Genomic DNA, 24773 nt, shown 5'->3' with positions numbered 1-24773 from the left:
CAGCACCTCACCAGGATTTAGGTTCGCTAGGTTTGAACGAGCCGGCCCGCAGGCACTGCGATGAAAACGCCTCTTGCACGCTCTTATCGAGCTTGGCGATGTTCTCGGGCTTGCAGTTTTCGGCGCTCACTTCGGGCAGCGTCACCGGCTCGGGCTTCTTCTCGCAGCCGGCCAGCAGGGCCGCCGCGAGGGCGGCCGCTGCCAGGATCAACGGGTTAGCTAATCGCATCATTCCCCCTTACCAATTACGGGCCGCGCTGGGCTTGTATTCGCCCTTGCGCAGCGCCTCGGACGCGGCCTGCTGCTGGGATTCACGGTCGGCTTCGGCCTGCATCCGCGTGGCGATGGCGTTCTGCTGCGCGACCAGGAGGCCACGGATTTGCAGAAGCTGGTTTGCCTGCTGGCTGGCGAGCTGGTTGGCGTAGCCGATGGCCTGCATCTGGCCGGTGGCACCTTGGGCGGCGGACTGGAGCTGCTGGAGCCGTTGCGCGTCGCTTCTCAAGGCGTCCTGCTGCCGATCCAGGCCCTTGAACATGGCATCGTTCGCCTTCTTCTGGCTCTCACTCGCCAGGCGGCGGTTTTCAGCCATCGCGGCCTGTTCGGCGGGCGTGCAACCCCCCGTGCCGTTGAAGCACGGCGAGCTGCGGTAGTAGGCCACGTCCTGGAACTTGCCCAGGTAGCTATCGACGCTGCCGAGCTGGTTCTTGTAGTAGTTCAGCGTGTCGGTGGCGGCCATCAATCCGTTGATGGTGGACTGCGCCTGATCCCAGATATAGGCCGCCGGCGCGACCGTGTTCTGGATCATGTTTTCGTACTGCTGGAGCTGCGTCTGATATTGCTCAATTTGCTTGAGCGTCTGCGCCACGTTCTCGATGGCGGACATGACGTTTTGAACCAGGTTCCCGCCGTCGATGACGGGAATGCCGGCCTGCGCGGGCGTCATGGTGGTGATCGACCCGGCCATCAGAGTGACGGCGAGAGCGACTTTAGCGGCTAAAAACTTCTGCTTCATGTGCTTTCTCCTGGCGTTAATAGTCAAAGGATTGATACGGCTTCGAGAACGTCATGTCCTTGGTCACGATGACGTTGAACCGATAGCCGGGGCGGATTTCCAAGGTCGGAGCAATGCTCAGGTTCTTGGAAATAATTTGAGCGATGGTGTTGCCCAGCACTTGCCCAAGTGCTTCGCTCAAAGCATCGCTGGCGCGCTGCTGATTGCCGGTTGAATTGCTGTTGTCCTGGCTCATGCTCACGGCGGCGACGACGCCGGACATGAGGAAGGCCGAGCCAAACACGCGCAGGTAGTGGTTATTCACCTGGTCATTGAAGCCCGCGTATCCGGCACCGTCCGCGCCTGGCATCGTGCCAATGTCCATCGCCTTCCCGTCCGGGAACACGATGCGCTGCCAGGCCACAAGCACGCGCTGCTGGCCGTAGGCAACATCGCTCGAATACGACCCGACCAGGCGCGAGCCTTGCGGGATGAGCAGATGCTTGCCGGTCGGCGTGTCGTACACGTTCTGCGCGACCTGGGCCATGATCTGGCCCGGCAAGTCGGAGTTGATCCCCGAAATGAGCGTGGCCGGCACCACGAAGCCGGCGCGCAGCTCGAAGGGCGAACGAGGCGCTTCGGGCTGGGAGTCCAGCCGCCAACGGTCGCCCTCGCCGCTCGCTGCGAACTGCCCGTAGTTCTTACCCTGGCTGTTGGCCGTTTGCAGGAGCTGCGGCGCACCACCACCCATGCCGCCGCCGGCCTGCTGGCCGCCGACGCCCGAGGCGCGAAGCTGCGCGAGCCGTGCCTGATAGGCGGCGGTCGGGTCGGTGGCCTGCTGCGCGCTTATCTGCGACCGCACAGCGGCCAGGCGAGACAGCATTTCGTCGCGGGTCTGCGGCGTGCCCGGCTGCGTGCCCGTGGAGCCGCTGCTACGCGGCGCGTCCACACGAACGCCGGTCTTGGCCTTGACCGCTTCCTGGAACATTTGCAGCTTCGCCATGCGGATGCGGTCGGCTTCATCGTCATGCACCGGCTGGCCCAGGTTGCCGCCGGGCGGCGGTGGCGGCGCGTCCAGATCGGGGCGCGCGACAAGCACCGGCGCAGGCTCTTGCCCGGTTGGCAGCTCCGGCGGCTTGAGCATCGAGGCCGGCTCTACGGTGCCGCCCTGCCTGTCGCCGACGATTTCCTTGGCGAACATCGACGTGTTGCCCGCCTTCTCGGCCGCACCTTGCGCCGGGGCGTTCTGCTTCGCAGCACGATCCGCCGCGACCAGCATCATCACCAACAGGAAGGCACCCAGCGCGCCCGCGAGGATGTACATCGGCACGTTGTTGACACGCCGCACGCCGGACTTCTTCGACACCGCGCCCGGCGAGGCGTCAGGTGCCATTTGATCGGCTTGGTCACTCATAGGTCACTCCTTGCGCACCCAATACCCAGCCGGCGCAAAGCTGCCGTCTTGCACCAGGTACGGGCGGGTGATGGATTGATTGCCGACCAACAGAGTCAGGCGGTACAGGTTGGAGTCGCCGGCCTGGTCGAGCACGTAGCGCAACGGCAGGCCCGCCGGCTCGCTGCCCGCCGTGGCCTGCACCTTCGCGCTGGCCGGGTTGAACTCCAGGAGGGCATAGCCGCGCTCGCGCAGCGTCAGCACCAGGGCCTGGCCGAAGGCATCAGGCGTGGCCTGTTGAAGCTCCAGGCGGGTCTTGGCCGGCGGGTACAGCACGGCGAGCTGCTGCACCGCTTCGCGGGCGAGCTGCTGCTGATCGACCGCAGCAGTCGGCGGGACGAAGTTGCCGTATTGGCCGGTAGTGGCGCAGCCGCCCAGGGCGAGGACGAACAGCGCGGCGATGATGATCTTGCGCATAGTCATTTCCTCCGGGTGATGGTCACGCGGTCTTGGCTTCCACCAACACCGGCAATCAGGATCGCGCGGTCAAACACCGTGTCCACGATGTAGCGATTGCCCTGCACGCGGTAGTTCACCATCACGGTTTCCTCGTCGCGGAACAGACCACCCTCGCGGCGCACGACCAGGAGCGTCGGCGCTTCGGTTTGCTCCATCGTCCCCGGCATTTCGATGATGGTCTTGCGGCCATCGTTGAACACGCGCACCGGCTTCCAGCTCGTTGAGCCGGACAGGTCATAGTCGAAGTTGAGATCGCCCAGGTACTCGCCGGTCTGCGGGATCGTGCGGTCGGTGCGCTCCTGCGTTTCGCGGCGCTGGATCGCGTCCCACTTCGCAAGCGCGTCCTCGGGGTAGGTGAACGAGACTTGCGGCATGTACTCGGTGCGATGCGAGCGCAGGCGAAGGTGATAGGCACGGCGGTTCGTCGTCACGATGAGGCTGGTTTCCAGGCCAACGTCCATCGGCTTGATGACCAGGTGCTGCACTTCGTTGGGGCCGCTGCCGGTGATGGCCGGCTCGACCGTCCACCGGGCCGTGTCGCCCAGGTTGATCGAGTTGACTTGCTCGCCGGGCTGCAAGGCCACGTCGCACACCTGGAGCACTGCGCACACGATGCTGGGCTGCTGCGCGCCGAACAGGAACTTGATCGCGCCATTCGAGCCGGCGACGGGCCTCATGCCGGTGGCAGCGCCCGCGTTCCATCGCTTCGCAATGTCGATGGCCGCGCGCTCTTGAGGCGTCAGCGTCGGGTTCTTGCCGGTGAAATACTTGTCGGCCAGGTCATCGGCGGCCAGGGCCAGGGTGGGCGACAGCAGCGCAGCGCCCAAGGCGACAACGGAAAAGATTTTCTTCATGGTGAATGTCCTTGGGTTCATTGAACGCGCGACCAGGAGTAGTCCCGCACGTACACGCTTAGGGGGTTGTTCCGAAGTTGCTCATCCGTGGTTTGCGGCGTGACTTCGGCGACGTACACAGTGACCAGCGCACGCCAGATCGCGGGCTTGCCCTTCGGTGTGCCTTGGCGGTCGCGGGCGGTTTCTTCCCACTCGACTTGCCAGGTGTCCGGCGTCTGCGGGATGGCCGTCTTGATCTCGACGTTCACCATTTCCTTTTCGGCGCGACGGAACGGGCTGGAATCCGGGGTGCCGTTCAACCACTCATTCATCTTTGGCGTGGCCGGATCGTTGGGCGACAGCTTGGCGTACACGCGGAACACAGAGCGGCGCTGCAAGGCCACGTCCGGCGTGACCGTGCGGGCATCGGTGATGAACTCGGCGACCGTCGCATGGATGACCCGCGCATCGGCCTTCGAGGCCGCTTGCACCGGGCCGGCCGCCACGGTCTGGCCGAGCTTGTCCACTTCCACCACGTAGGGGATGAACTTCGACTGGCTGCCGATGTGGATCACGCCGCCGACGCCGGCGAGCGCGATCAACAGCGACAAGATGCCGATCACTTGCCAGGTCTGGCGAGACGACACGACGCCGCCCACGTGATCGTTCCAGGTGCGACGAGCGGCCAGATAAGGGTTCTCGGCTTCGCCCTCGCGGCGGCCGCCTTCCAGCGTTTCATCCGTGTGCCGAGGGTCGCGCTTGTCGCGTCCTGCGGCCGTGGCGGGCTTCTTGAAGATCAAGCCCTTGAGGGTGTCGGCAAAGCTCATGCGGCCTCCAGGTAGTCATTGAGATTCAGATTGCGGCCGGCCAGCCAGTGATCGATCCACGCATGGCCGAACTTGGCTTGCAGGCTCTTGATGGCGGCGACCGATTCCTTGTCGGACGCGCCGACGAAGGCCAGGGCAAGCGGCCCCAGGGCGAGGTCATAGAGCCGGCGGCCGTTCTCCGAGACGTAGTAGTACTGACGCTTGGGAACCGCCGTCGCCAGGATTTCGATTTGCCGCTTGTTGAGGCCCATGCGGCGATAGAGCGCCGCCGTGTCCTCGTCGCGGGCATAGACGTTCGGCAGGAAAATCTTGGTCGCGGTCGATTCCACGATCACATCCAAGATGCCCGAGTTGGCCGCGTCGGAAAGGCTCTGCGTTGCCATCAGCACCAGGCAATTCGCCTTGCGCAGCACCTTGAGCCATTCCCTGATCTTGGCCCGGAACGCCGGGTGGCCCAGCATCAACCAGGCTTCGTCCAGGATGATGACGGCAGGCTGGCCTTTAAGGCCGCGCTCGATGCGGCGGAACAGGTACAGCAGCACCGGCAGCGCGAACTTCTCGCCGAGGTTCATCAGCTCTTCGATCTCGAACACCGTGAAGTCGGAGAGCGACAGGCCATCCTCTTCGGCATCGAGCAGGTGGCCCATCGAGCCGTCCACCGTGTATTGCTTGATGGCCTCGCGGATCGCTTCGTCCTGGATCGTCACCGAGAACTCGGAGAGCGTGCGCGCGCCGCTGGCGTGCATGCTCATGATCGCGTGGCCGATCTCGTTGCGCTGCCCTGGCGTGGTGTCCACACCGTTGAGCGCAAGGATCGTGTCGATCCACTCCATCGCCCAGGCCCGATCCGCCTTCGTATCGAGGAACTGGAGCGGGCAGAAGGCCAGGCGGTCATCGTCGGCGGCCACCGTGAAGTGCAGGCCGGTCTTGCCCTTCGAGCCGGCATTGATTGCGGCCGCGAGCGGGTACATCGACATGCCCTTGTCGAAGGCGTAGATCGACATGCCGGCGTAGCGCCGGAGCTGCGCCGCGATGATGCCCAGGTGCGTGGACTTGCCCGCGCCGGTCGGGCCGAACATGAAGGTGTGGCCCAGGTCGCGCACGTGCAGGTTCAGCCGGAAGGGCGTAGCGCCCACAGTGACGCAGTGCATGAGCGCCGGGGCCAGAGGCGGGTACATCGGGCACGGCGCGGTGGCGCTGCCCGTCCAGATGGAGCTTGTCGGCAGCAGGTCGGCCAGATTCATCGTGTTGATGAGCGGGCGGCGCACGTTCTCGACGCCGTGACCGGGCAAGCTGCCCAGGTAGGCGTCCATCGTGTTGATCGTCTCGATGCGCGCAGCGAAGGCCAGCCGGTTGATGGCCTTTTCGACCGACAGCGCGGCGGCCGCCAGGCGCTCCCGATCTTCATCCATCAGCACGACAACGCTGGTGAAGTAGCCGGCGGCCACCAAGCCGCTGTTGACCTCGGCGATAGCCGCCTCGGCATCGGCCACCATCGTTGCCGCGTCCTGGTTGACGCTGCCGGTATTGGTGTTGAAAACCTGGTCGAAGAAGCCGCGAATCTTCTGCTTCCACTTCTTGCGAAACTTGTCCAGGTGCTTCAAGGACTCGTGCTGATCCATGAAGATGAAGCGGCTCGACCAGCGATATTCACTCGGCAGCTCGGCCAGGGCCGACAGCAGGCCAGGCGTTGACTCCAAGGGGAAGCCTTCGAGGGACACCACCTGGATGAACTTGCGGCCGATCTTGGGCACGACGCCGCCCCACAGCTCTTGCCCGCCGATCACGGCGTCCAAGTACATCGGATTGCTGGGGAGCTGCACCGGGTGAAAGTTGCCCGTCACGCAGAACTGCAACCAGCTCAGGAAGTCGTCATGCGTGACTTCCCTGCCCTCTTCCGTGGCGATCTTGTGGCCGCACAGGCGCGTGAGCTTGACGGCCGAGGACAGGCGCGATTCCAGGCTACGGATTTCGCGCTTGAACTGGTCGATGAGGCCCACGGTGCGGGCCGTGTGGTCGGGCGTCACCGCATCGTCGTCAAACATCAGCTCAACGAACTTGCGCTGGGCCAGCACCGGCGGAAACCAGGTCACGGTGAACACGAAGTGCCCTTCGTACATCGTGCCCAGGCCCTGGAAGAGCCGCCGGCGTTCCTCGTCTATGGCGGCCGACACTGGATCGGTGAAGGTGGAGACGCCGCGCTCGGAGTAGTTGGGTGCCGGCCGGCGCACGGCATCGACATGAACCATCCAGCCGCTGCCCAGGCCCGCCAGGGCCTGGTTGATGCGGAAGGACACCATTTCCCGCTGTTCTTCGGTGCTGCTGGCGTTGTCATCCCCCTTGTACAGCCATGAGGCCATGAAGGAGCCGTTCTTGCCCACGATCACGCCGTCATCGACCACGGCGGCATAGTTGAGCAAGTCGGCCAGGCCCGCGTCCTTCGACCGATGCTTCTTGAGCTTCAGCTCGGCATCGACCTGACGGATACGGGCAAAGAGGATGAGCAACAGAACCGCACCGAGTACAGCAATGCCAATTGCGATTGCTTCGATCATTTGTATTGCTTCCCTTGACTCGGCGTGTTTTCACGGAAGGGCGTGCTGCGAGCCGGGTAATACGGCTTGTACCGGCGGTGCCGCAGGTACACGTGTCGCAGCTTCGGGTCAGACTTCGCCATGAGGCGCAGCACGAACAACGCGCCGAACCACAAGGCGATGCCGAACACCGTTGCCCTCAGTTCTTGGGCGCTGAAAATCAGCGCACCGGCCAGCAGGCCCGAGAACATCACCAGCTCGCGGTCGCCACCCATGAACAGGTTTTCTCGGTTGCCAGCCCTACGGATGGGGATCGCGCGCAGTGCCATGACTTATGCGATCCGCGCCGCGTAGGTGGCGGCCAGGCCGTTGACTTGGTGCAGCACGCCATCGGTCAGGGCGGCGATTTCCGCGCCACGGCCGAAGAAGGTGCTCATCATGTTCTGCGCGCCGACCAGCAGGGCCATGACCAGGACGATGAAGATCAACGTGCGGAAGAAGCCGTTGAGTTCGCCGCCGAAGATCAAGATGCCGCCGGCGACCACGATGCCGATGATCGAGAGCGCGAAGGCCACCGGGCCGGTGACGCTGTTGCGCAGGTTGGTCAACCAGCCTTCATACGGCAGGGAACCGCCGGTGCCTTCGGAGGCAAAAGCGTGCTGGGGTGCCAGCAGGAAGAACGCCAAGAGGGCAAACATGCCCAGGTAGAACACGGCGCGGCTGTCGAAGCGGAACGCGGGAAGGGTCGATTGCATGGGTCTAAGCTCCTTACAGGGTTACAGGGTTTTGGTTGCGTATTGGCCGTTGGCGTAGCCGGAAACCTCAAGGATTTCCTGGATGCGCCGCGAGCCGTCAGGGGTGCGGGCGATGTGAACGACCACGTGAACCGCCTCGCCGATCAGCGGTTCAATGGGTTTGGGTGAATCGGGGTGCATGCTGATGAGCATGGCGAGCCGATCAAGGCCCGCTTTGGCGTTGTTTGCGTGCAGGGTTGCGGCTCCTCCTTCGTGCCCGGTGTTCCAGGCCATCAACAGATCAAGGGCTTCGGGGCCGCGCACTTCGCCGACCAGGATTCGGTCGGGGCGCATGCGCAGCGTGGTCTTGAGCAGCGCCGTCATGGTCACGTCGATGCTGGTGTGGTACTGGACGTAGTTCTCGGCGGCGCACTGGATTTCGCCGGTGTCCTCGATGATGAAAACCCGTTCGGTCGGGTCTTGAAGAACCATCTCGTTGATGATCGCGTTCACCAACGTGGTCTTGCCCGAGCCGGTGCCGCCGATCACCAGGATGTTCCGGTGGGCGCGCACGGCGGCAATCAAGGAATCGCGCTGGTGCGCGGTCATGATTCCGCGCTCGACGTACTGCTCCAGGGTGAAGATGGCGACGGCCTTCTTGCGGATCGCAAAGGTCGGGGCAGGCACTACCGGGGGGAGCTGGCCGGCGAAGCGGCTTCCGTCTAGCGGAAACTCCCCTTCCAGGATCGGCCGCTGCCGCGTGACTTCCTTGCCGTGGTAGCCGGCAATGGTTTCGATCATGGCTTGCGCCTGCGCGAAGCGAAGGGTGCCGATGCACTTCATCGGCTCGCCCAGCTTCTCCTGCCAGACCTTCCCATCGGCGTTGAGCATGATTTCAACGGTCTTGGGATCGTTCAGAGCTGCCAGCAGCTCCGGCCCCATGTCACGTTCGAGCTTCTTCTTCGCCCGTTCCTTGATCGTGTTGTGTTCCAGCTTCTGTTCGGTCATTCCGTGTATCCCATGTATGTGATTTGCGTGCGGCCCTGATCGCTCGCATTCTACACAGGTTCATACGATATACCGAAGTCTTTTAGCGAGCAAGCAAACGGAATGACGGATTGAGTGTTTTCAATCGTGTCCCGAGCTGATCGCAATAGAAACAACGCGGCGCATGCTCCGTGCGCCTCGCACCGAACCTATGGCTTGCGTTGTGGGTGTTCCGGGGGTTGAGCCACCCCGGCGGGCTTTTAGCGGCTAAAAAGTGCTGGCTTCTGCTGGCGCAGTTCCTTGCCGCGTCCCTTCCCTGTCTCTTCTCTTGGCGCCCTACCCCCGGAGCTTCTTGCGGGCGGCTTCGCCCCATTTCTTGACGATGAATGCCTGGTGCGACGGTAGCACCGCCGCCACTCGCTCGAAACCGGCCGGGAGGCTCTGCGGAGCCTTGCCGCCGGCCAGGGCATCGAGCGTGTCCTTGTCCAAGTCGGTTGATTCAAGCAGAAGGGGCAACGGCGCATCAAGGGCCTTGGCAATGTCCTGCATAACCTTGAGAGACGGATTTGCCTTACCCGTAGTGAGATCGGACAGGAAGGAGATCGAAACCCCCGACCTGTCCGATAGCTCCTTTTTTGTCATGTGGCGCTCATCGAGCAGCCGGAGCACATTCGTGAAGAAGATGTAGTTATACAAAGGCGTCGCCTTGCGCGTGGGCGGCTCGAATTTTAGCCGCTAAAGTTCTTGACCTTGGAATTAGGTTTAGCTAAACTCTAAGCTCCATCACAGCCAGGAGAGCTAGGCATGAGCCACAACCAATTCCAGTTTATCGGCAATCTTACCCGTGATACCGATGTTCGCCATAGCGAAAACAGCGCCCGCGCCGTTTTCGACCTGGCTGTAAACCGTGTGTGGCGCGACCGCGCTGGCGAGAAAAAAGAGCAGACCGACTTCTTCCGCATCAAGTCGTTTGCTGGCTTGGCCGAGAACGCGGGCAAGTACCTTGGCAAAGGCTCCAAGGTGTTCGTCCAGGGCCGCATCGAGCCGACCAAATTCGAGAAGGACGGCCAGACCGAGTACGGCCACGACTTCATCGCCGACGTGATCGAGTACCTGGACACCAAGGAACCCGGCAGCAAATGAAAAACGCGCCCGGCCAGGCCGGGCGTTATCCTAGGAGGACGAAGATATGCCGGACAGTTTCGACGAGCAGGGCTATCGCCGCAAGCTCATCGACGGCGGGTTGAGTGAGGCCGACGCGACGGCGCTTGCCCGCCGTTACGCGGCCGAGCGCAACGCGCAGGCCGGCACCGCCGGCGGGGCCTTCCGCCCCGCCGGTTCCCTCTTCGAGCTGCCGGACGGGCCGGCAGCACCGGAGCCGCCGCCACCGCCGCCCAGCGCGGCCGTGGCGCGCTCCGAGCGGATGGCGGCCGAGTCGGCCGAGCTGGCGCGGACTATGGGCCTTCCGCCCGAGCCGCGAACCGTGGTCAACACCTTGGCCGAGAAAGTCAGCGGCGTGACCGCCGAACGGAGAACGCAACAGATGGCGACCAAGAAAACGACCGAGAAGCCAGCCAGCGCCGGCGGCGAGCTGGCCGAGCAGGTCAGCCAGGCCAAGCAGGCCGCCTTGCTCAAGCACACGAAGCAGCAGATCAAGGACATGCAGCTTTCCTTGTTCGACCTCGCGCCGTGGCCCGACCACATGCGCGCGATGCCCAACGACTTCGGCCGGTCGGCGATCTTCACGACCAGGAACAAGAAGGTGCCCCGCGCCGCCTTGCAGCGCGAGGCGATCTACCACATCAGCAAGGACGTGGAGATCACCTTTACCGGCGTCGAGCTGCGGGCCGACAGCGACGAGCTGGTGTTTGCCCAGGTGCTCGAATACGCGAAGCGCACGCCGCTGGGCGAGCCGGTCACGTTCACCTTCTACGAGATTTGCCAGGACTTGGGCTGGTCGATCAATGGCCGCTACTACAAGCAGGCCGAGGACTGCCTTTCGCGGCTGCAAGCATCCGCGATGCAGTTCTCGTCCCAGCGGCTGGGCCGCCTGGAATCCGTGTCGCTGATCCGGCGCTTCCGCATCCTGGATCGCGGCAAGCGCACGTCGCGCTGCCAGGTCGAGATCGACACCGAAATGGTGGTGCTGTTCGCCGGCGACCACTACACGAAATTCGTGTGGGAGAAGTACCGCAAGCTGTCACCCACCGCCCGGCGGATGTTCGACTACTTTGCCACCCACAAGGAGCCGTACCCGCTCAAGCTGGAGACGTTCCGGCTCATGTGCGGCTCGGATTCCACCCGCGCGAAGAAGTGGCGCGAGCAGGTTGGCGAAGCGTGCGACGAGCTGCGCGAAAACGGCCTGGTGGAAAGCGCATGGGTCAATGATGACCTGGTGCATTGCAAGCGATGAGCGCCGCCCTGTCCCTGGAGAGCCGCCCGAGATCGAGGCGGCTTTTTTTCTCGAGCATCGCCACTTCTGGCGAGGGAGTACCGGCCACCTGGTCGCGCGCACGTCGAGCTGCAGCATCGTCATTTCCGGCGAGGCTGGCCACGTCCTGGCCACGGTCGACCATCGCTGCCTTTGACGATGCACCGAGGGCCCCATCGCCAGTTCCGACGATGACGGCCGACGCCGGCGCTGGATCTCGCATCGCCGCTTCTGACGATGAGATCCACCCTTTGACACTTGAGGGGCCGAGCTGCGGGGGATTCTCCCGGCCTGCGGCCGTGAGAACCGGCTATGTCGTGCTGCGCATCGAGCCAGGCGGCAGAGCCGCCCGTCTCGCCCCTGGCGGGCTTCCAGGGGGCGCCTCAGAAAACGGAAAATAAAGCACGTTAAGCCGGTTGCAGCGGTCGTAATGGCCTGAACTTCCCCGCGCCGACCTTGGCGCTGCTGCGCCAGAGGTAATCGCCAGTCAGATTGATGTGCTCCCAGCCGAGCGGCGACAGGTACTGCAACTGCGCGTCATCGACGGCATGATCATTGCCGCGCAGCGCATGTGTCGCCCGCTCCAAGTAGACCGTGTTCCACAGCACAACGGCCGCCGTCACCAGGTTGAGGCCACTGGCCCGGTAGCGCTGCTGCTCAAAGCTGCGGTCGCGGATTTCGCCCAGCCGGTTGAAGAACACTGCGCGGGCCAGCGCGTTGCGCGCTTCGCCCTTGTTCAACCCGGCATGCACGCGGCGGCGCAACTCTACGCTTTGCAGCCAGTCGAGGATGAACAGCGTGCGCTCGATGCGCCCCAGCTCGCGCAGGGCGACAGCCAAGCCGTTCTGGCGTGGGTAGCTGCCGAGCTTGCGCAGCATCAGCGAGGCCGTCACCGTGCCCTGCTTGATCGAGGTAGCCAGCCGCAGGATTTCATCCCAGTGGGCACGGACGTGCTTGATGTTGAGTGTGCCGCCGATCATCGGCTTCAGAGCGTCATAGACGGTTTCGCCCTTTGGAATATAGAGTTTGGTGTCGCCCAGGTCGCGGATGCGCGGCGCAAAGCGGAAGCCTAGCAGGTGCATCAAGGCGAAGACGTGATCGGTGAAGCCCGCCGTGTCCGTGTAGTGCTCCTCGATGCGCAAGTCGGACTCGTGGTACAGCAGACCGTCAAGCACGTAGGTCGAGTCGCGCACGCCGACATTGACCACCTTGGTATGGAATGGCGCGTACTGGTCGGAGATGTGAGTGTAAAAAGTCCGTCCTGGGCTGCTGCCGTACTTCGGGTTGATGTGCCCAGTGCTCTCCGCCTTGCTGCCGGTTCGGAAGTTCTGGCCGTCCGACGATGACGTGGTGCCGTCGCCCCAGTGCCCGGCGAAGGGATGCCGGAATTGGGCGTTGACCAATTCAGCCAACGCTGTCGAATAGGTTTCGTCGCGGGTATGCCAGGCTTGCAGCCAAGCGAGCTTGGCGTAGGTCGTGCCGGGGCACGACTCGGCCATCTTGGTCAGGCCCAGGTTGATCGCGTCGGCCAGTATGGTGGTCAACAGCAGGTTCTTGTCCTTGGCCGGGTCGCCTGATTTCAAGTGCGTAAAGTGCCGGGTGAAGCCCGTCCACTCATCGACTTCGAGCAGCAGCTCGGTGATCTTGACGTGCGGCAGAATCATCGCCGTCTGATCGATCAATGCCTGCGCGGTGTCGGGCACCGCAGCATCCAGCGGCGTGATCTTCAAGCCCGATTCGGTGATGATGGCGTCCGGCAGGTCGTTGGCTGCCGCCATGCGGTTGACCGTGGCAAGTTGCGCTTCCAGCAGTTCCAAGCGCTCGCTCAGGTACTGGTCGCAATCGGTGGCCACGGCCAGCGGCAATTCGCTGGACAGCTTGAGGCTGGCGAATTTTTCGGGAGGCACCAGGTAGTCCTCGAAGTCTTTGAACTGCCGTGAACCTTGCACCCAGATGTCGCCCGAGCGCAGCAAGTTTTTCAACTCCGACAGCGCACACAGTTCGTAGTAGCGTCGGTCGATGCCGGCGTCGGTCATCACCAGCTTTTCCCAGCGTTTCTTGATGAAGTCGGTCGGTGCATCAGCGGGCACCTTACGGGCATTGTCGATGTTCATGCCGCGCAGCACCTCAATGGCGTCGAGCACGTTCTTGGCAGCGGGCGCGGCTCGCAGTTTAAGAACAGCGAGGAATTCTGGCGCGTAGCGGCGCAAGGTAGCGTAACTCTCGCCAATGCGGTGAAGGAAATCGAAGTCCTCGGGCTGGGCGAGCGTCTGCGCTTCGGTGACGCTTACAGCGAACGCATCCCAGGACATGACGGCCTCAATGGCAGCGAATGGGTCGCCACCCGATTGCTTGGCGTCGATCAGCGCCTGGCCGATGCGTCCGTACAAGCGCACCTTGGCGTTGATGGCTTTGCCGGATGCCTGGAACAGCTGCTGATGCTTGTTCTTAGCCGCATTGAACAGCTTGCCCAGGATGCGGTCGTGCAGGTCGATAATTTCGTCGGTGACGGTGGCCATGCCCTCGATGGCCAGAGCCACGAGGGTGGCGTAGCGTCGTTGCGGCTCGAATTTGGCCAGGTCGGCAGGCGTCATCTGGCCGCCCTCGCGGGCTATTTTGAGTAGCCGGTTCTGATGAACCTGCCGCTCGATGCCGGTAGGCAGGTTGAGCGTCTGCCAGGCTTTCAGACGCTCGATGTGTTCCAGCATGTGCCGGGAATTCGGTTTGGCGGGCGACTGGCGCAGCCAAGCCAGCCAGGTCGTTTTGCCGTTGTCGCGGCGTTTCAGCAGTTCATCGAGTCGATGGCGATGCCCGTTCGACAACGGTTCGGACAAGGTTTCGTAGATGTGCCGATTGGCGCGGGTAATGGCCTCGGCGCTGGCGCGCTCGATGGCGTTGAGCGCGGGCAGGATGATCAACTGCCGCCGTAAATGCTCAATCAAGGCGCTGGCCAGCACGATGCCCTTGTCGGTTTGCAGGGCCAGCTCGGTCAGCGTATGCACCGCCTGCCGATAGTGGCTCATGGTGAACGGCTGGAAGCCGAACACCGTTTGCAGTTCTACCAGGTGCTCGCGCCGGGTCTGCTCCCGCTGCCCGTAGTCGTCCCAGCTTTCGACCGGCACTTTGAGCTGCGACGCCACGATGCGCAGCAGGGGCGGAAATGGCGACTCATCAGCGCCCAGGATGACGCCAGGGAATCGCAGGTAGCAAAGCTGAACGGCGAAGCCCAGCCGATTCGCCGGGCCACGGTGCTGTCGGATGACTGACAGATCGTTGTCGCTGAACGTGTAGTACCGGATCAGATCGTCTTTGGCATCGGGTAATGCCAGCAGGCTTTCGCGCTCGGTGGCGGACAGAATGGAACGACGCGGCATGCTCAGGACTCGCGCAGGTACTGGTACAACGTTTCACGACTGATGCCGAAGTCGCGGGCGATCAGGGCTTTTTGCTCACCCGCCGCGACGCGCCGTTTCAGTTCGGCAATCTGTTCATCGTTCAACGACTTCTTGCGGCCCCGGTAGGCACCCCGTTGCCGGGCCAGCGAGATTCCTTCGCGCTGCCGTTCGCGGATCAATGCCCGCTCGAACTCGGCAAACGCACCCATGACCGACAACATCAAATTCGCCATTGGCGAGTCCTCGCCGGTGAAGGCCAGACTTTCTTTGACGAATTCGATGCGCACGCCGCGCTTGGTCAGACCCTGCACGATGCGGCGCAAGTCATCCAGATTGCGCGCCAGCCGATCCATGCTGTGAACCACCACGGTGTCGCCTTCGCGCACGAAGGCGAGCAGCCTTTCCAGCTCGGGGCGCTGAGTGTCCTTGCCAGATGCTTTGTCGGTAAACACCCGCGCCACCTGAACCCCTTCCAATTGCCGTTCCGGGTTCTGATCGAAGCTGCTGACGCGAACGTAGCCGATGCGTTGACCGTACAAAGTGCCTCCAAGGGGTGATGTGTCAAGTTGAAATCTATGACTCTTGACTGATGATGTCAATAAATAGAGTATTGGACTCTATCCTGACGTGATTCTAGTCTCTCCCCTGACGTTGCATTAGGGTATGCCTCAGTCTGACAGTGATGAGTCGCAGGCGTTCGGATCGGCATCGGTTTCGCTCCCGGTCTTGGCGCGCGCCTGGAAGCGCTGATAGCACTCCAGCCCGCAGAAGTGCTCGACGTATTCCGCGCCTTCCGGGGTGAAGGCGGCATCGAGCGGGATTTCCTTGCAGCACACGCAGCAACTGGTGGCAGTCGGATCATTTGCATTCATGGTGGCACCCCTCCATTGACTGACGAAGACGGCGAATGCCGCCGCCGGCATCGGCTTGGCGAACAGGAAGCCTTGTCCTGTGTCGCAGTCCGCTTGTCGCAACAAATCAAGACTCGCCGATGTTTCCACGCCTTCGGCCACTACTTCCATGCCAAGCCCATGCGCAAGCTGAATCACGGTGCGCACGATGGTCTGGTCGCGGTGGTCGTTGGCGAGTCCGGCGACAAACGATTGGTCGATCTTGAGCGTGCTGATGGGGCAGCATTTCAGGTGTTGCAGGCAGGAATAGCCGGTGCCGAAGTCGTCGGCGGCGAAGCGCGCACCGATCTGTCGCAAAGCTTCCAGGGCGGGGAAGATCGCCGGATCACCGAACGCAACCGATTCGGTCAGCTCAATTTCAAGATACGCGGCGGGCAACCCGGCATCGGCCAGCACGCCCTTTACCCACTTGTCGAAATCTGGCCCCACTTGGCTCGCCGAAACATTGACGGCCAGCCGGAACGGTTGCCATGCCAGCACCCGCCAGTCGCGCATTTGACGGCAGGCTGCGCCCAGCACCCATGCGCCGATTTCCGGCATCAGGCCGGACGATTCGATCACGGGCAGGAACTGGCCCGGCGGCAACAGTCCGAGCGTCGGATGACGCCAGCGCAACAGGGCTTCCGCGCCGACAATCTGCTCACTGCGCAAATCGACAATCGGCTGGTAGTGCAGCTCAAGCTGCCCGCGCTCGACCGCCTGCGCCAGTTGCGCCACTGTCCATTCAATTGGCTGGGAAGCGCTCATGATCGACCTCTGAAGGCCCGCAGCAGCCGCGTCACAGACAGGACAAACAAGCCGGTCAGCGTGAGGGCTGCAATACCCCAGTGCTCGCCGATGAACGCGCCGGCCGTCGTGCCGGCCAGCACAATGGCGAGAATCGGCAAATGACAGGGACAGGTGAGCACCGCCAGCGCACCCCACAGGTAGCCGGTGAACGGCTTGTGTGTCTCGGTCGGCAAGCGCTCGGGGCTGTTCATGGCAGACTCTCCGCTTGCTGGGCCGGCGCGGTCGGCATCGCGGCCAACTGCACTTCCAGATCGGCCAACGCTTCGCGTCGGCGTTCGACGAACTGACTCAGCACGGCAAGCTGTGCGGCTGTTTCATCGCAGTCCGCCGCATCCAGCGCCCGGCACAACCGCGCCAATGCGTCCAGGCCGATGCCCGCCTCAAAAGCGGTCCGCACAAAGCACAGCCGCTGCAAGGCGGCGTCATCGAACAAGCCGTAGCCGCCCGTGGTGCAGGCGACTGGCCGCAGCAATCCGCGCAGCAGGTAGTCGCGCACGATATGCACGCTCACCCCGGCCTCAAGGGCCAGTCGGGACACTGTGTAGGCGTTCATCGAACACCTCCTTTTCCTTATCCGGCGCAGCAGGACAGTTGCTTCACGTCCTTGCTGAAGGTCTGCGCCGCGAGCTTCAAGCCCTCGACCATCGTTAGGTAGGGGAACAACTGGTCGGCTAGTTCCTGCACCGTCATGCGGTTGCGAATGGCGAGAACAGCCGTCTGGATCAGTTCGCCCGCTTCCGGGGCCACCACCTGTACGCCAATCAGCCGTCCGCTGCCTTCCTCGATGACCAGCTTGATGAAGCCGCGGGTATCGAAGTTGGCGAGCGCACGCGGCACGTTGTCGAGCGTCAGCGTGCGGCTGTCGGTTTCGATGCCATCGTGGTGCGCTTCCGCCTCGCTGTAGCCCACGGTCGCCACTTGCGGGTCGGTGAACACCACGGCCGGCATCGCGGTCAGATTGATGGCGGCGTCGCCGCCGGTCATGTTAATGGCCGCACGAGTGCCGGCCGCTGCCGCCACATAGACGAACTGCGGCTGGTCGGTGCAGTCGCCGGCCGCGTAGATGTTCGGGCTACTGGTGCGCATGCCCTTGTCGATGACGATGGCCCCCTGCGCATTGACGGCTACCCCCGCCGCTTCCAATGCCAGGCTGCGCGTGTTCGGTGTCCGGCCGGTGGCGACCAGCAGCTTGTCGGCGCGCACTTCGCCCTGTCCAGTGGTCAGCACGAATTCGCCGTCCACATGGGCGACTTGGCTGGCTTGCGTATGTTCCAGTACCTTGATTCCTTCGGCACGGAAGGCGGCTGTGACGGCCTCGCCGATGGCAGGGTCTTCGCGGAAGAACAGCGTGCTGCGCGCAAGGATCGTGACCTGGCTACCCAGCCGGGCGAAGGCTTGCGCCAGTTCCAGCGCCACCACCGACGAGCCGATGACGGCCAGGCGTTCGGGAATGGTGTCGCTGACCAAGGCCTCGGTCGAAGTCCAGTAGGGTGACTCTTTCAGGCCCGGAATCGGCGGCATGGCCGGACTGGCACCCGTGGCGACCAGGCAGCGGTCGAACATCACGACGCGCTCACCACCCTCGTTCAAACTAACGATAAGGCTCTGGTCGTCCTTGAAACGCGCTTCACCGTGCAGAACGGTGATGGCTGAATTGCCGTCCAGGATGCCTTCGTACTTGGCATGACGGAGTTCTTCGACACGGGCCTGCTGCTGGGCCAGCAGCCGCTCGCGCAAGATCGTCGGCGGTGTGGGTGGCATGCCGCCGTCGAATGGGCTTTCCCGGCGCAGATGGGCGATGTGGGCGGCGCGGATCATGATCTTGGACGGCACACAACCGACGTTGACGCAGGTGCCGCCGATGGTGCCGCGCTCAATCAGCGTGACCTGCGCGCCTTGCTCGACGGCCTTCAGTGCTGCCGCCATCGCGGCTCCACCGCTGCCGATCACGGCGACTTGCAACGGGCGCTCGCCGCCGCTGCCCTTGTCGGCGGCACCCATCCAGCCGCGCACCTTGTCGAACAGCCCAGTGCGGTTGTCGGTCGGCGGGGCATCGGCGAGCATCGCTTTGTAGCCCAGGCCAGCCACGGCGGCGGTCAGTGCGTCCGGCGCTGTGCCTGGATCAAGGGCGAGCTGGGCCGCGCCCTTGGCATAGGACACTATGGCAGATTGGACGCCGGGTACTTTTTCCAGCGCTTCCTTGACGTGCGCCGCGCACGAGTCGCAGGTCATGCCGGTGATTTTTAGATGGGTCATGCGACAGATCCTTTTTCGTTTGTGGTAGCAGACAAGGGCGTCAGATGTGCTGCGCTGCCGTTTTCAGTGCCTCACTTCTTGACGCTGGACGGATAGCCTGCGTCTTCGGTGGCCTTGGTCAGCTTCTGCACGCTGGTCTTGGCATCATCGAAGGTGACAACCGCTTCGCGTGTCTCGAAGGTCACGTTAACTTTGCTGACGCCTTCGACCTTGGAAATCGCCTTCTTAACGGTGATCGGACAAGCGGAGCAGGTCATGCCCGGTACGGACAGCGTGACGGTCTGGGTGGCGGCCCACACGGGGGCAACAACGGCAGCGATGGCGAGAGAGGCAAACAGTTTTTTCATGATGAACTCCTGTGATTAATAGAAAAATGGCATGACGTAGGGAAATCCGAGCGCGACCAGAACCAGCGCGGCCACGACCCAGAAAATGAGCTTGTAAGTAGCGCGCACTTGGGGAATCGCACACACATCCCCTGGTTTGCAGGCTTGCGCCGGTCGGTAGATGCGCCGCCAGGCGAAAAACAGCGCCACCAACGCCGCGCCGATGAAGATCGGGCGATAAGGTTCCAACACCGTCAAGTTGCCGATCCAAGCGCCGCTGAACCCCAGGGCGATCAGAACCAGCGGCCCCAGGCAGCAAGCCGAGGCGAGGATGGCGGCTAGCCCGCCAGTGAAGAGCGCCCCGCGCCCGTTTTGAGGTTCAGACATACGCTTGTCCTTTCAAATCTGGATTGGATAGCTTAAGCTTACTTCCGTACCAATGTACGGAGTCAAGCGATATGGAAAAAAATTTGGAGAATCTGACTATTGGCGTTTTCGCCAAGGCGGCCGGGGTCAACGTGGAAACAATCCGGTTCTATCAGCGCAAGGGCTTGTTGCCGGAGCCGGACAAGCCCTATGGCAGCATCCGCCGCTATGGCGAGGCGGATGTGACGCGGGTGCGCTTCGTGAAATCAGCCCAGCGGCTCGGATTCAGCCTCGACGAGATCGCAGAGCTGCTGAGGCTGGATGACGGCACCCACTGCGAGGAAGCCAGCAGCCTGGCCGAGCACAAGCTTCAGGACGTGCGCGAAAAAATGACCGACCTGGCGCGCATGGAAACCGTGCTATCCGAACTTGTGTTCGCCTGCCATGCGCGGCAAGGGAACGTTTCTTGCCCGCTGATTGCTTCGCTGCAAGGGGAGAAAGAGCCGCGTGGTGCCGACGCGGTGTAGCCGAGGGTAGTTACGCCTTAGCGTGCTTTATTTTCCGTTTTCTGAGACGACCCCTTCCAGCGCCTTCCCGACGCTCACCGGGCCGGTGGCCCTCGCCGCTGGGCTTTGCGGCCCTGACGGGCCTTCCTGGCCCGTTTCCGGGGCCTGCCCTGCCCTGCCCCACCGGCGCGGCCGTTGTGGACAGTTTCGGGACAAGTCGGCCGATTCCGGCCGGCGCAGCCCTGGCGTTGACACTTGAGGGGCAGCGAGGCCGGCGCGATGCTGACATTTGGGGGGCAGCGGCCGATTTCGGCCTGGTCGAGCCGTCCAGGCGGCCGCAAAGGTGGCCTAAGTTCCTGATCGGCATGGACTTATCCACCGAAGTTGTGGATAACCCTGTTAGGAACCCTGCCCCGCTATTGACACTTGAGGGGCGGCCCTACTGACACTTGAGGGGCGCGGTTCTTGACACTTGAGGGGCAGCGTATTGACACATGGGGGGCTTATCCATTGACACTTGAGGGGCGGCCCCTTTGCATTTTTCCTTGGCGTGACAACGACTTACGCGCGTTTCTCGGCCATGCTAACCAGGTTTTTAACCGTTTTTATAACCATTTCTTATAAACCTTGGTATTTAACCTAGAAGCTGGCGAAAAAAACGGCAATACGGCCCAAGCTGTCGCGCAGCATGACCGGCCGCCGAAGGGGGGAAACCCCCCTTCTCGATCCCACCCGGCCGCAAGCGGCCTCCCATCCCCCCAGGGGCTGCGCCCCTCGGCCGCAAGCGGCCTCACCCCACAAATGGAGCGCCTTCGGCGCTGCGGCTTAAGAAAGCCAGGCGCAAGCGCCTGGCGAAAGGCAATAAGTTCGAGAACTTGCGAGGGGGCAAAACCCCCTCACACTCCCCAACCAGGTCGCCGCGGTTCGACCGTCTGCGCGATCCTCAAACATCGCGGCAACTCCACCGCCGCAGGTTTTACGCCAAGGAAGGGGGTCGGCCAGCTCGGGCGATGGCGTGGAAAGCGCCCCTCAAGTGTCAAAGAAACGTGAGACGCGGGGCCAGGCCCGCGCCGATCACAAGCCGAGTTCGGAGTGAGAGCCGATGCGCACCAGGCGCAGCGTGTCGGCGTCGGGCTTCTGGTAGATCAGCACCAGGTCGGGCTTGACGTGGCAATCCCGGTGATCTTTCCAGTCCCCGGTCAGCGCGTGGTCGCGGTGCCGAGGTTCCAGCGGTTGATCGGAGGCCAGCGCGACCAGGACAGGCACCAGGTCGGCATCGAGCGTGGCCCGGTGCTGCCCCTTCGCCTCGCGCTTGTAGTCGCGCTTGAACTGGCCGGTGCGCTCAATCTGCCGCATGCAGATCGGCCATCAGAGCGTCCACGGTGGCGAAGCGCGGCAGCTTGCCCTTGCGGGCTTCCTTCATCGCCTCGATGGTGGTGGCGTTCGGAATCAGCGGCTCGAAGGGCAGCGCCTTGTCCTGGGCAACCTTCGTGAGCAGCAGCCGCACCGCGTCGGACACGGTAAGGCCCATCGCGGCCAGGACGGCCGCCGCTTCTTCCTTGATCGCGCCGTCGATGCGCGTTTGTACGAGCTGGTTTGCAGCCATGATCGGTTCTCCGGTTGGGTTCGTGAATTACATTGTAATGCACGCCAAGGGAAAGGACAAGGTTTAGCGGCTAAAAAGTTTAGCTAAAGTGCTTGACGATTAGGACATTTTGCCCTAATATAGCTCTTGAAGGCCGGGCATTTCGCCCAGGTCAACTACCGGAGAACTTCCGATGAGCATGCAACCTGTCCCCGAGGCCGTCACGGCTACCCTGATCCCCGATGCCAAGCGCATGAACTACCTGCCGGCGACGTTCGGCCGCTACTTCATGCGCGGCGAGTCGCTGGTGTATTCCTGGATGCGCCGACTGTCCAAGGACTACAGCGGCGGCTTCTGGCACTACTACACGCTGACCAACGGCGGGCACTACATGGCCCCGGACATGGGCGATGCGCGCCTGGCGGTGCTGGTCGATGGTAACGGCTACGAGGGCAACCTGTCCGCTGACGCCGCCGGCATCGTTGCCAGCCTGTTCGCGCTGAACCAGCTCACGCACGAGGCCAAGGGCGAGGCCCAAGACCACCTGATCGAGCAGTATTACAAGCTGGTCGAGTTCGCCACGACTCACCCCGAAAGCAGCGCAATCCACCGCGCTATTGACTGATGAGGGGCGGCCCCGGCTTCGGTCGGGGCTTTCAGGAGCGAACCATGACCACGAACACCACCCTACAGCAGCCGGCCGGAAGCTACGCGACGGACGGCAAGTGCCACAACGCCGAGGCGGGCACCTACGGCCACGAATGCGGCAAGCCGGCCGCGTGGATCGGCACGAACCACCGAGGGTTTAGCTCGGGATTCTGCGACGACTGCAAGCGCCACGGCTACGAAGCCCGCGATGTGGTCGCGTGGCATCACGTTGACACTTGAGGGGCGGCCGATGGCGAAGAAACGCAAGCCACCGGCCCAGCCGGGCCAAGACTGGAGCGCGCCGGCGGCCGAACTGCCGGGCGACCGCGACGAGCTGCTGGCGGCCGCCGTGGTCGAGATCGACGCGGCCATCATGCGCGGCGACGGCGCTGCCGCCGAGGCGGCCAGCGACAAGTACGAGGCCATCATCTGGAAAATGAACGGCGGAACGCACGTGGGCAGCATGGCCGACCACGACGCGCCCGGCCAGGTCATCGAGCGCCATTGCGCGGCGGTGCCGGGCGACGTGCCCTTGTGGGGCCAGCGCGGCCAGTTCCTGGTCACAGTTGGCGACATGCGCGCCCTGGTGGAGTACGAGGCCGGCTATGGCGGGCCGCTGGGTGCCCACTTCCAGTTCCACGTCATCGACCTGGACAGCCCGTTTATCTCCGAAACGGGCTACCGCTCGCACTTCGACACGGCGCGGGGCCTCATGACGGTGGACGAGGTTGCGCGCGGCATCCTGGCCGCGCTGCGGGCCGAGAAGAAGCGCCCGGTGATGGTCGAGGCCAGTTACCGCGACCGTCTGGCCGATGATCCCCTGCCCGCCTGGCTGGCCGGTCTGGAGCCGCCGGCGCGGCGCGAGCCGGCGACCGTCACGGTGCCGCCGGGGTTCGTCCTGGTCGATGTGGTGTTGCCCTCGCATCGAGCCTTCATTGCCAGGCGCTGGGCGGCCGAGGCGGCCGCTAAGGTCAAGGCGGCCAGGGCCGCCAGGTCGAACGCCAAGGGAAAGATCAAGGGCGCAGGCCCGGAGCGAGATCCCGCATCGCCGGAACCGACGATGACCTGCAGCACCGTCAAAGCCGACGATGCCGAGCCGGCCCAGGGCGGGCCTGCATCGCCAGAAGCAACGATACCCGGAGGCAGCACGGCGACCTGCAGCATCGCCAGGAATGACGATGGAGGCCCGGCCGACCTGGTGGAGTTCAAGCCCGGCCAGCGGTGCGAAATCGTGAGCGTCCATCATCCGGTGTTCGCCCACTACATCGGCAAGCGCATCATCATCGTGAAGGTGCATCCCGACACCCGCCAGGTGTGGGCGCACGATGACAGGCCGGTAACGTACAAGACCAATCGCGCAGGCCGGCGCGTGGTCGATTCAGACCCGAGCTGCATCCAGTCGTGCTACGGCTTCGACCAGTTGCGGCTTATCACTTGACCAGGAGAACGAACGAATGACGAACGACGCCAATATCCGGCTGGAGTGCTTGAAGCCGGCCGAACGATGGACGCAGCCGACCGGGGAGGAAGTCCGCGAGGTGCTGCGCCTGGCCGGGTTCAGCGGTAGCAAGGCCGCGAAGGCGCTGGGGCTGGGCGCGAAGGGCGACCGCACGATCCGCCGCTGGATCGGCGAGGACACCCCGATTCCCTATGCGGCATGGGCGATCTTGTGCGACCTGGCCGGGCTGGGCGTGATCTGGAAAGAGGATTGACGCCAAGGGAAAGGTTTTAGCGGCTAAAGTTTAGCCTTCGGATTCCGGTAAAGCGAAAAAAGTTTAGCTAAAGTGCTTGACAGACTAGGACATTTTGCCCTAATATAGCACTTGAAGGCCGGGCATATCGCCCAGGTCAACTACCGGAGAAAGTCCGATGAGCGACAACAAGATCATGCCTTGGATTGACGAGCTGGAAGGTGCGGCAGCGACCGACTTCCCGGCCCGCCGTGACGAGATCGCGGCCATGATGGCCGAAGCCGCCGAGCTGGTGCGCAAGGCCGAGGAACTGCGCGGCAAGGCGTACTTCGCCGGGTGTTCCCTGGAGGGCCAGGCCAAGGGTCATTGGTCGATGGAAGCCGTCGAGCAGGCCAAGCGCCGGGCTGGCTGGTAAGAGCACATGGCCCGGTCGGCGACGGCCGGGCCTATCGTGGACGCCAAGAAGGAGTATTGCGTGAACCGAGGCAAGATCAAGGGCGGCCCCAGGTGGAGGAACGCCCCGGAGTGATCCGGGGCGCTTGGCCTGGTGCTGGAACACCGTAACCATGCTTCCGAGTGGGAGCACCCAGCATTCAACACGTAAGCGTGTGGAGGGTCAAGCTATGTCCAACATCATCAAGTTTCCCAAGGAGATCGAGCAGGCCGCCGCGCCCGAGCCGGTGCAGCCTGCCGCCGCGCCTGCTGCCCCCGCGAAGGCCCCCGGCGCTGGCCTGCTGGCCGGCCTGGTCAAGTTCGTATGGGTGGCGACCGTGCTGGTCTGGCCGATCCTCAAGTGGGTGCTGTCGATAGCCACCTTCTTCCAGTTCGTGCGGATGCTCTACCACTGGAACACGCCCGGCGTGTATGCCGGCTGGACGTTCCTGGCGTACTTCGCGGTGCTGACCGCGATCACCTACTTCGTTTCGATCTACAAACCGAAAGGGCTTTGACATGGCAAAGCAGACCCTCCCTTACCCGCCGGGCTTCGTGGAGCCGACCACGGGCCGCGTGGCTGTCCTGGTGCGCGAGTACGCGGCCAGCGACTTGAACG

Annotated in this window: 31 protein-coding genes; 10 read left to right on the top strand and 21 right to left on the bottom strand. The window is 63.4% G+C overall.

What is annotated here, in order from left to right; all coding sequences use genetic code 11:
* Positions 1 to 7 precede the first annotated feature (7 nt).
* From trbK to BN948_RS17080, 11 genes are all read right to left on the bottom strand, one after another.
* Positions 8 to 232 carry an entry exclusion lipoprotein TrbK gene (gene trbK, locus BN948_RS17130; RefSeq protein WP_238327243.1) on the bottom strand — a complete coding sequence of 75 codons (225 nt, stop codon included), beginning with the start codon at positions 230 to 232 and terminating at the stop codon, positions 8 to 10.
* Between the two features lie 6 nt (positions 233 to 238).
* Positions 239 to 1012 (bottom strand): P-type conjugative transfer protein TrbJ, encoded by a 774-nt coding sequence (gene trbJ, locus BN948_RS17125; protein ID WP_035622779.1) that lies wholly within the window; start codon positions 1010 to 1012, stop codon positions 239 to 241.
* A gap of 16 nt (positions 1013 to 1028) precedes the next feature.
* Positions 1029 to 2405 (bottom strand): TrbI/VirB10 family protein, encoded by a 1377-nt coding sequence (locus BN948_RS17120; protein ID WP_035622776.1) that lies wholly within the window; start codon positions 2403 to 2405, stop codon positions 1029 to 1031.
* A 3-nt stretch (positions 2406 to 2408) separates the two neighbouring features.
* A complete protein-coding gene (locus BN948_RS17115) occupies positions 2409 to 2861 on the bottom strand; it encodes a conjugal transfer protein TrbH (RefSeq protein ID WP_035622773.1) in 453 nt (150 codons plus the stop codon).
* A 2-nt stretch (positions 2862 to 2863) separates the two neighbouring features.
* Positions 2864 to 3757, bottom strand: a complete 894-nt coding sequence (gene trbG / locus BN948_RS17110) for a P-type conjugative transfer protein TrbG (RefSeq protein WP_035622770.1) — start codon at positions 3755 to 3757, stop codon at positions 2864 to 2866.
* Between the two features lie 17 nt (positions 3758 to 3774).
* The gene (locus tag BN948_RS17105) at positions 3775 to 4563 is read right to left on the bottom strand and encodes a conjugal transfer protein TrbF (protein WP_035622767.1); all 789 of its coding nucleotides are present in this window, start codon (positions 4561 to 4563) and stop codon (positions 3775 to 3777) included.
* Positions 4560 to 7118 (bottom strand): VirB4 family type IV secretion/conjugal transfer ATPase, encoded by a 2559-nt coding sequence (locus BN948_RS17100; RefSeq protein ID WP_035622764.1) that lies wholly within the window; start codon positions 7116 to 7118, stop codon positions 4560 to 4562. Before BN948_RS17100 ends, BN948_RS17105 begins: the two co-directional genes overlap by 4 nt.
* Positions 7115 to 7426 carry a conjugal transfer protein TrbD gene (locus BN948_RS17095; protein WP_035622761.1) on the bottom strand — a complete coding sequence of 104 codons (312 nt, stop codon included), beginning with the start codon at positions 7424 to 7426 and terminating at the stop codon, positions 7115 to 7117. Before BN948_RS17095 ends, BN948_RS17100 begins: the two co-directional genes overlap by 4 nt.
* Before the next feature lie 3 nt (positions 7427 to 7429).
* On the bottom strand, positions 7430 to 7852 hold the full coding sequence (trbC, locus tag BN948_RS17090; protein WP_035622759.1) for a conjugal transfer system pilin TrbC: 423 nt from the start codon (positions 7850 to 7852) through the stop codon (positions 7430 to 7432).
* Positions 7853 to 7873: 21 nt separating this feature from the next.
* Positions 7874 to 8839 (bottom strand): P-type conjugative transfer ATPase TrbB, encoded by a 966-nt coding sequence (gene trbB, locus BN948_RS17085; RefSeq protein ID WP_035622756.1) that lies wholly within the window; start codon positions 8837 to 8839, stop codon positions 7874 to 7876.
* A 315-nt stretch (positions 8840 to 9154) separates the two neighbouring features.
* Positions 9155 to 9514 carry a transcriptional regulator gene (locus BN948_RS17080; RefSeq protein WP_011013260.1) on the bottom strand — a complete coding sequence of 120 codons (360 nt, stop codon included), beginning with the start codon at positions 9512 to 9514 and terminating at the stop codon, positions 9155 to 9157.
* A gap of 108 nt (positions 9515 to 9622) precedes the next feature.
* Here BN948_RS17080 and BN948_RS17075 point away from each other — a divergent pair, with 108 nt between their 5' ends.
* Both BN948_RS17075 and trfA read left to right on the top strand, forming a co-directional pair.
* Positions 9623 to 9961, top strand: coding sequence for a single-stranded DNA-binding protein (locus tag BN948_RS17075; RefSeq protein WP_035622753.1), 339 nt, complete (start codon positions 9623 to 9625; stop codon positions 9959 to 9961).
* A gap of 46 nt (positions 9962 to 10007) precedes the next feature.
* Positions 10008 to 11231: a plasmid replication initiator TrfA gene (trfA, locus tag BN948_RS17070; RefSeq protein ID WP_031942977.1), complete on the top strand. Its 1224-nt coding sequence runs from the start codon at positions 10008 to 10010 to the stop codon at positions 11229 to 11231.
* Positions 11232 to 11656: 425 nt separating this feature from the next.
* On the opposite strand, the gene BN948_RS17065 is transcribed toward trfA, so the two are convergent.
* The 8 genes from BN948_RS17065 to BN948_RS17030 form a co-directional block, all read right to left on the bottom strand.
* Positions 11657 to 14623, bottom strand: a complete 2967-nt coding sequence (locus BN948_RS17065) for a Tn3 family transposase (protein ID WP_035622749.1) — start codon at positions 14621 to 14623, stop codon at positions 11657 to 11659.
* A gap of 2 nt (positions 14624 to 14625) precedes the next feature.
* Positions 14626 to 15183 carry a recombinase family protein gene (locus tag BN948_RS17060; protein ID WP_035622746.1) on the bottom strand — a complete coding sequence of 186 codons (558 nt, stop codon included), beginning with the start codon at positions 15181 to 15183 and terminating at the stop codon, positions 14626 to 14628.
* A 129-nt stretch (positions 15184 to 15312) separates the two neighbouring features.
* The gene (locus BN948_RS27320; RefSeq protein ID WP_035622743.1) at positions 15313 to 16302 is read right to left on the bottom strand and encodes a DUF3330 domain-containing protein; all 990 of its coding nucleotides are present in this window, start codon (positions 16300 to 16302) and stop codon (positions 15313 to 15315) included.
* A complete protein-coding gene (gene merE, locus BN948_RS17050; protein ID WP_003090697.1) occupies positions 16299 to 16535 on the bottom strand; it encodes a broad-spectrum mercury transporter MerE in 237 nt (78 codons plus the stop codon). The genes BN948_RS27320 and merE overlap by 4 nt, the downstream gene beginning before the upstream one ends.
* Positions 16532 to 16897: a mercury resistance co-regulator MerD gene (gene merD / locus BN948_RS17045; RefSeq protein WP_035622741.1), complete on the bottom strand. Its 366-nt coding sequence runs from the start codon at positions 16895 to 16897 to the stop codon at positions 16532 to 16534. The genes merE and merD overlap by 4 nt, the downstream gene beginning before the upstream one ends.
* Before the next feature lie 17 nt (positions 16898 to 16914).
* Positions 16915 to 18600, bottom strand: a complete 1686-nt coding sequence (gene merA / locus BN948_RS17040) for a mercury(II) reductase (protein WP_003090700.1) — start codon at positions 18598 to 18600, stop codon at positions 16915 to 16917.
* A gap of 71 nt (positions 18601 to 18671) precedes the next feature.
* A complete protein-coding gene (merP, locus tag BN948_RS17035; RefSeq protein ID WP_000732290.1) occupies positions 18672 to 18947 on the bottom strand; it encodes a mercury resistance system periplasmic binding protein MerP in 276 nt (91 codons plus the stop codon).
* Between the two features lie 15 nt (positions 18948 to 18962).
* The gene (locus tag BN948_RS17030; RefSeq protein WP_001294666.1) at positions 18963 to 19313 is read right to left on the bottom strand and encodes a mercuric transport protein MerT; all 351 of its coding nucleotides are present in this window, start codon (positions 19311 to 19313) and stop codon (positions 18963 to 18965) included.
* A gap of 71 nt (positions 19314 to 19384) precedes the next feature.
* On the opposite strand from BN948_RS17030, the gene BN948_RS17025 reads away from it, so the two are divergent.
* A complete protein-coding gene (locus tag BN948_RS17025) occupies positions 19385 to 19819 on the top strand; it encodes a mercury resistance transcriptional regulator MerR (RefSeq protein ID WP_000414383.1) in 435 nt (144 codons plus the stop codon).
* Positions 19820 to 20872: 1053 nt separating this feature from the next.
* On the opposite strand, the gene BN948_RS17020 is transcribed toward BN948_RS17025, so the two are convergent.
* A complete protein-coding gene (locus BN948_RS17020) occupies positions 20873 to 21154 on the bottom strand; it encodes a type II toxin-antitoxin system YafQ family toxin (RefSeq protein ID WP_015913622.1) in 282 nt (93 codons plus the stop codon).
* On the bottom strand, positions 21141 to 21404 hold the full coding sequence (locus tag BN948_RS17015) for a type II toxin-antitoxin system RelB/DinJ family antitoxin (RefSeq protein WP_015913623.1): 264 nt from the start codon (positions 21402 to 21404) through the stop codon (positions 21141 to 21143). Before BN948_RS17015 ends, BN948_RS17020 begins: the two co-directional genes overlap by 14 nt.
* A gap of 172 nt (positions 21405 to 21576) precedes the next feature.
* Here BN948_RS17015 and BN948_RS17010 point away from each other — a divergent pair, with 172 nt between their 5' ends.
* The 7 genes from BN948_RS17010 to BN948_RS27500 all read left to right on the top strand — a co-directional run.
* Positions 21577 to 22008 (top strand): antirestriction protein, encoded by a 432-nt coding sequence (locus BN948_RS17010; protein ID WP_035622735.1) that lies wholly within the window; start codon positions 21577 to 21579, stop codon positions 22006 to 22008.
* Between the two features lie 44 nt (positions 22009 to 22052).
* On the top strand, positions 22053 to 22271 hold the full coding sequence (locus BN948_RS17005; protein ID WP_174545038.1) for a hypothetical protein: 219 nt from the start codon (positions 22053 to 22055) through the stop codon (positions 22269 to 22271).
* Between the two features lie 10 nt (positions 22272 to 22281).
* Positions 22282 to 23469 carry a hypothetical protein gene (locus BN948_RS17000; protein WP_035622729.1) on the top strand — a complete coding sequence of 396 codons (1188 nt, stop codon included), beginning with the start codon at positions 22282 to 22284 and terminating at the stop codon, positions 23467 to 23469.
* Positions 23470 to 23485: 16 nt separating this feature from the next.
* A complete protein-coding gene (gene korC, locus BN948_RS16995; RefSeq protein WP_035622726.1) occupies positions 23486 to 23743 on the top strand; it encodes a transcriptional repressor KorC in 258 nt (85 codons plus the stop codon).
* Positions 23744 to 23900: 157 nt separating this feature from the next.
* The gene (gene kleA / locus BN948_RS16990; RefSeq protein ID WP_011255200.1) at positions 23901 to 24137 is read left to right on the top strand and encodes a stable inheritance protein KleA; all 237 of its coding nucleotides are present in this window, start codon (positions 23901 to 23903) and stop codon (positions 24135 to 24137) included.
* A 208-nt stretch (positions 24138 to 24345) separates the two neighbouring features.
* Positions 24346 to 24672 carry a KleE stable inheritance protein gene (kleE, locus tag BN948_RS16985; RefSeq protein WP_035622721.1) on the top strand — a complete coding sequence of 109 codons (327 nt, stop codon included), beginning with the start codon at positions 24346 to 24348 and terminating at the stop codon, positions 24670 to 24672.
* 1 nt (position 24673) lies between these two features.
* The coding region (locus tag BN948_RS27500; protein WP_035622719.1) for a DUF2761 domain-containing protein at positions 24674 to 24773 on the top strand (100 nt) is incomplete at its 3' end.

This window comes from Hydrogenophaga intermedia (genome assembly GCF_000723405.1).
In the GTDB taxonomy this organism is placed as follows: Bacteria; Pseudomonadota; Gammaproteobacteria; order Burkholderiales; family Burkholderiaceae_C; genus Hydrogenophaga; species Hydrogenophaga intermedia.
Note: the sequence above shows the minus strand (reverse complement) of the source record. Positions and strands in the feature narration are given on the sequence as shown.

Coding starts and splice junctions, on each gene's coding strand:
- merE (WP_003090697.1), bottom strand. CDS start 16,535: ATGAACAGCCCCGAGCGCTTGCCGACCGAGACACACAAGCCGTTCACC.
- kleA (WP_011255200.1), top strand. CDS start 23,901: ATGAGCGACAACAAGATCATGCCTTGGATTGACGAGCTGGAAGGTGCG.
- BN948_RS17010 (WP_035622735.1), top strand. CDS start 21,577: ATGAGCATGCAACCTGTCCCCGAGGCCGTCACGGCTACCCTGATCCCC.
- BN948_RS17015 (WP_015913623.1), bottom strand. CDS start 21,404: ATGGCTGCAAACCAGCTCGTACAAACGCGCATCGACGGCGCGATCAAG.
- BN948_RS17095 (WP_035622761.1), bottom strand. CDS start 7,426: ATGGCACTGCGCGCGATCCCCATCCGTAGGGCTGGCAACCGAGAAAAC.
- BN948_RS17025 (WP_000414383.1), top strand. CDS start 19,385: ATGGAAAAAAATTTGGAGAATCTGACTATTGGCGTTTTCGCCAAGGCG.
- BN948_RS17005 (WP_174545038.1), top strand. CDS start 22,053: ATGACCACGAACACCACCCTACAGCAGCCGGCCGGAAGCTACGCGACG.
- trbJ (WP_035622779.1), bottom strand. CDS start 1,012: ATGAAGCAGAAGTTTTTAGCCGCTAAAGTCGCTCTCGCCGTCACTCTG.
- trbK (WP_238327243.1), bottom strand. CDS start 232: ATGATGCGATTAGCTAACCCGTTGATCCTGGCAGCGGCCGCCCTCGCG.
- trbC (WP_035622759.1), bottom strand. CDS start 7,852: ATGCAATCGACCCTTCCCGCGTTCCGCTTCGACAGCCGCGCCGTGTTC.
- trfA (WP_031942977.1), top strand. CDS start 10,008: ATGCCGGACAGTTTCGACGAGCAGGGCTATCGCCGCAAGCTCATCGAC.
- BN948_RS17075 (WP_035622753.1), top strand. CDS start 9,623: ATGAGCCACAACCAATTCCAGTTTATCGGCAATCTTACCCGTGATACC.
- BN948_RS17115 (WP_035622773.1), bottom strand. CDS start 2,861: ATGCGCAAGATCATCATCGCCGCGCTGTTCGTCCTCGCCCTGGGCGGC.
- merP (WP_000732290.1), bottom strand. CDS start 18,947: ATGAAAAAACTGTTTGCCTCTCTCGCCATCGCTGCCGTTGTTGCCCCC.
- kleE (WP_035622721.1), top strand. CDS start 24,346: ATGTCCAACATCATCAAGTTTCCCAAGGAGATCGAGCAGGCCGCCGCG.
- BN948_RS17105 (WP_035622767.1), bottom strand. CDS start 4,563: ATGAGCTTTGCCGACACCCTCAAGGGCTTGATCTTCAAGAAGCCCGCC.
- BN948_RS17000 (WP_035622729.1), top strand. CDS start 22,282: ATGGCGAAGAAACGCAAGCCACCGGCCCAGCCGGGCCAAGACTGGAGC.
- BN948_RS17020 (WP_015913622.1), bottom strand. CDS start 21,154: ATGCGGCAGATTGAGCGCACCGGCCAGTTCAAGCGCGACTACAAGCGC.
- trbB (WP_035622756.1), bottom strand. CDS start 8,839: ATGACCGAACAGAAGCTGGAACACAACACGATCAAGGAACGGGCGAAG.
- merA (WP_003090700.1), bottom strand. CDS start 18,600: ATGACCCATCTAAAAATCACCGGCATGACCTGCGACTCGTGCGCGGCG.
- BN948_RS17100 (WP_035622764.1), bottom strand. CDS start 7,118: ATGATCGAAGCAATCGCAATTGGCATTGCTGTACTCGGTGCGGTTCTG.
- BN948_RS17030 (WP_001294666.1), bottom strand. CDS start 19,313: ATGTCTGAACCTCAAAACGGGCGCGGGGCGCTCTTCACTGGCGGGCTA.
- BN948_RS17120 (WP_035622776.1), bottom strand. CDS start 2,405: ATGAGTGACCAAGCCGATCAAATGGCACCTGACGCCTCGCCGGGCGCG.
- korC (WP_035622726.1), top strand. CDS start 23,486: ATGACGAACGACGCCAATATCCGGCTGGAGTGCTTGAAGCCGGCCGAA.
- trbG (WP_035622770.1), bottom strand. CDS start 3,757: ATGAAGAAAATCTTTTCCGTTGTCGCCTTGGGCGCTGCGCTGCTGTCG.
- BN948_RS27320 (WP_035622743.1), bottom strand. CDS start 16,302: ATGAGCGCTTCCCAGCCAATTGAATGGACAGTGGCGCAACTGGCGCAG.
- merD (WP_035622741.1), bottom strand. CDS start 16,897: ATGAACGCCTACACAGTGTCCCGACTGGCCCTTGAGGCCGGGGTGAGC.
- BN948_RS17065 (WP_035622749.1), bottom strand. CDS start 14,623: ATGCCGCGTCGTTCCATTCTGTCCGCCACCGAGCGCGAAAGCCTGCTG.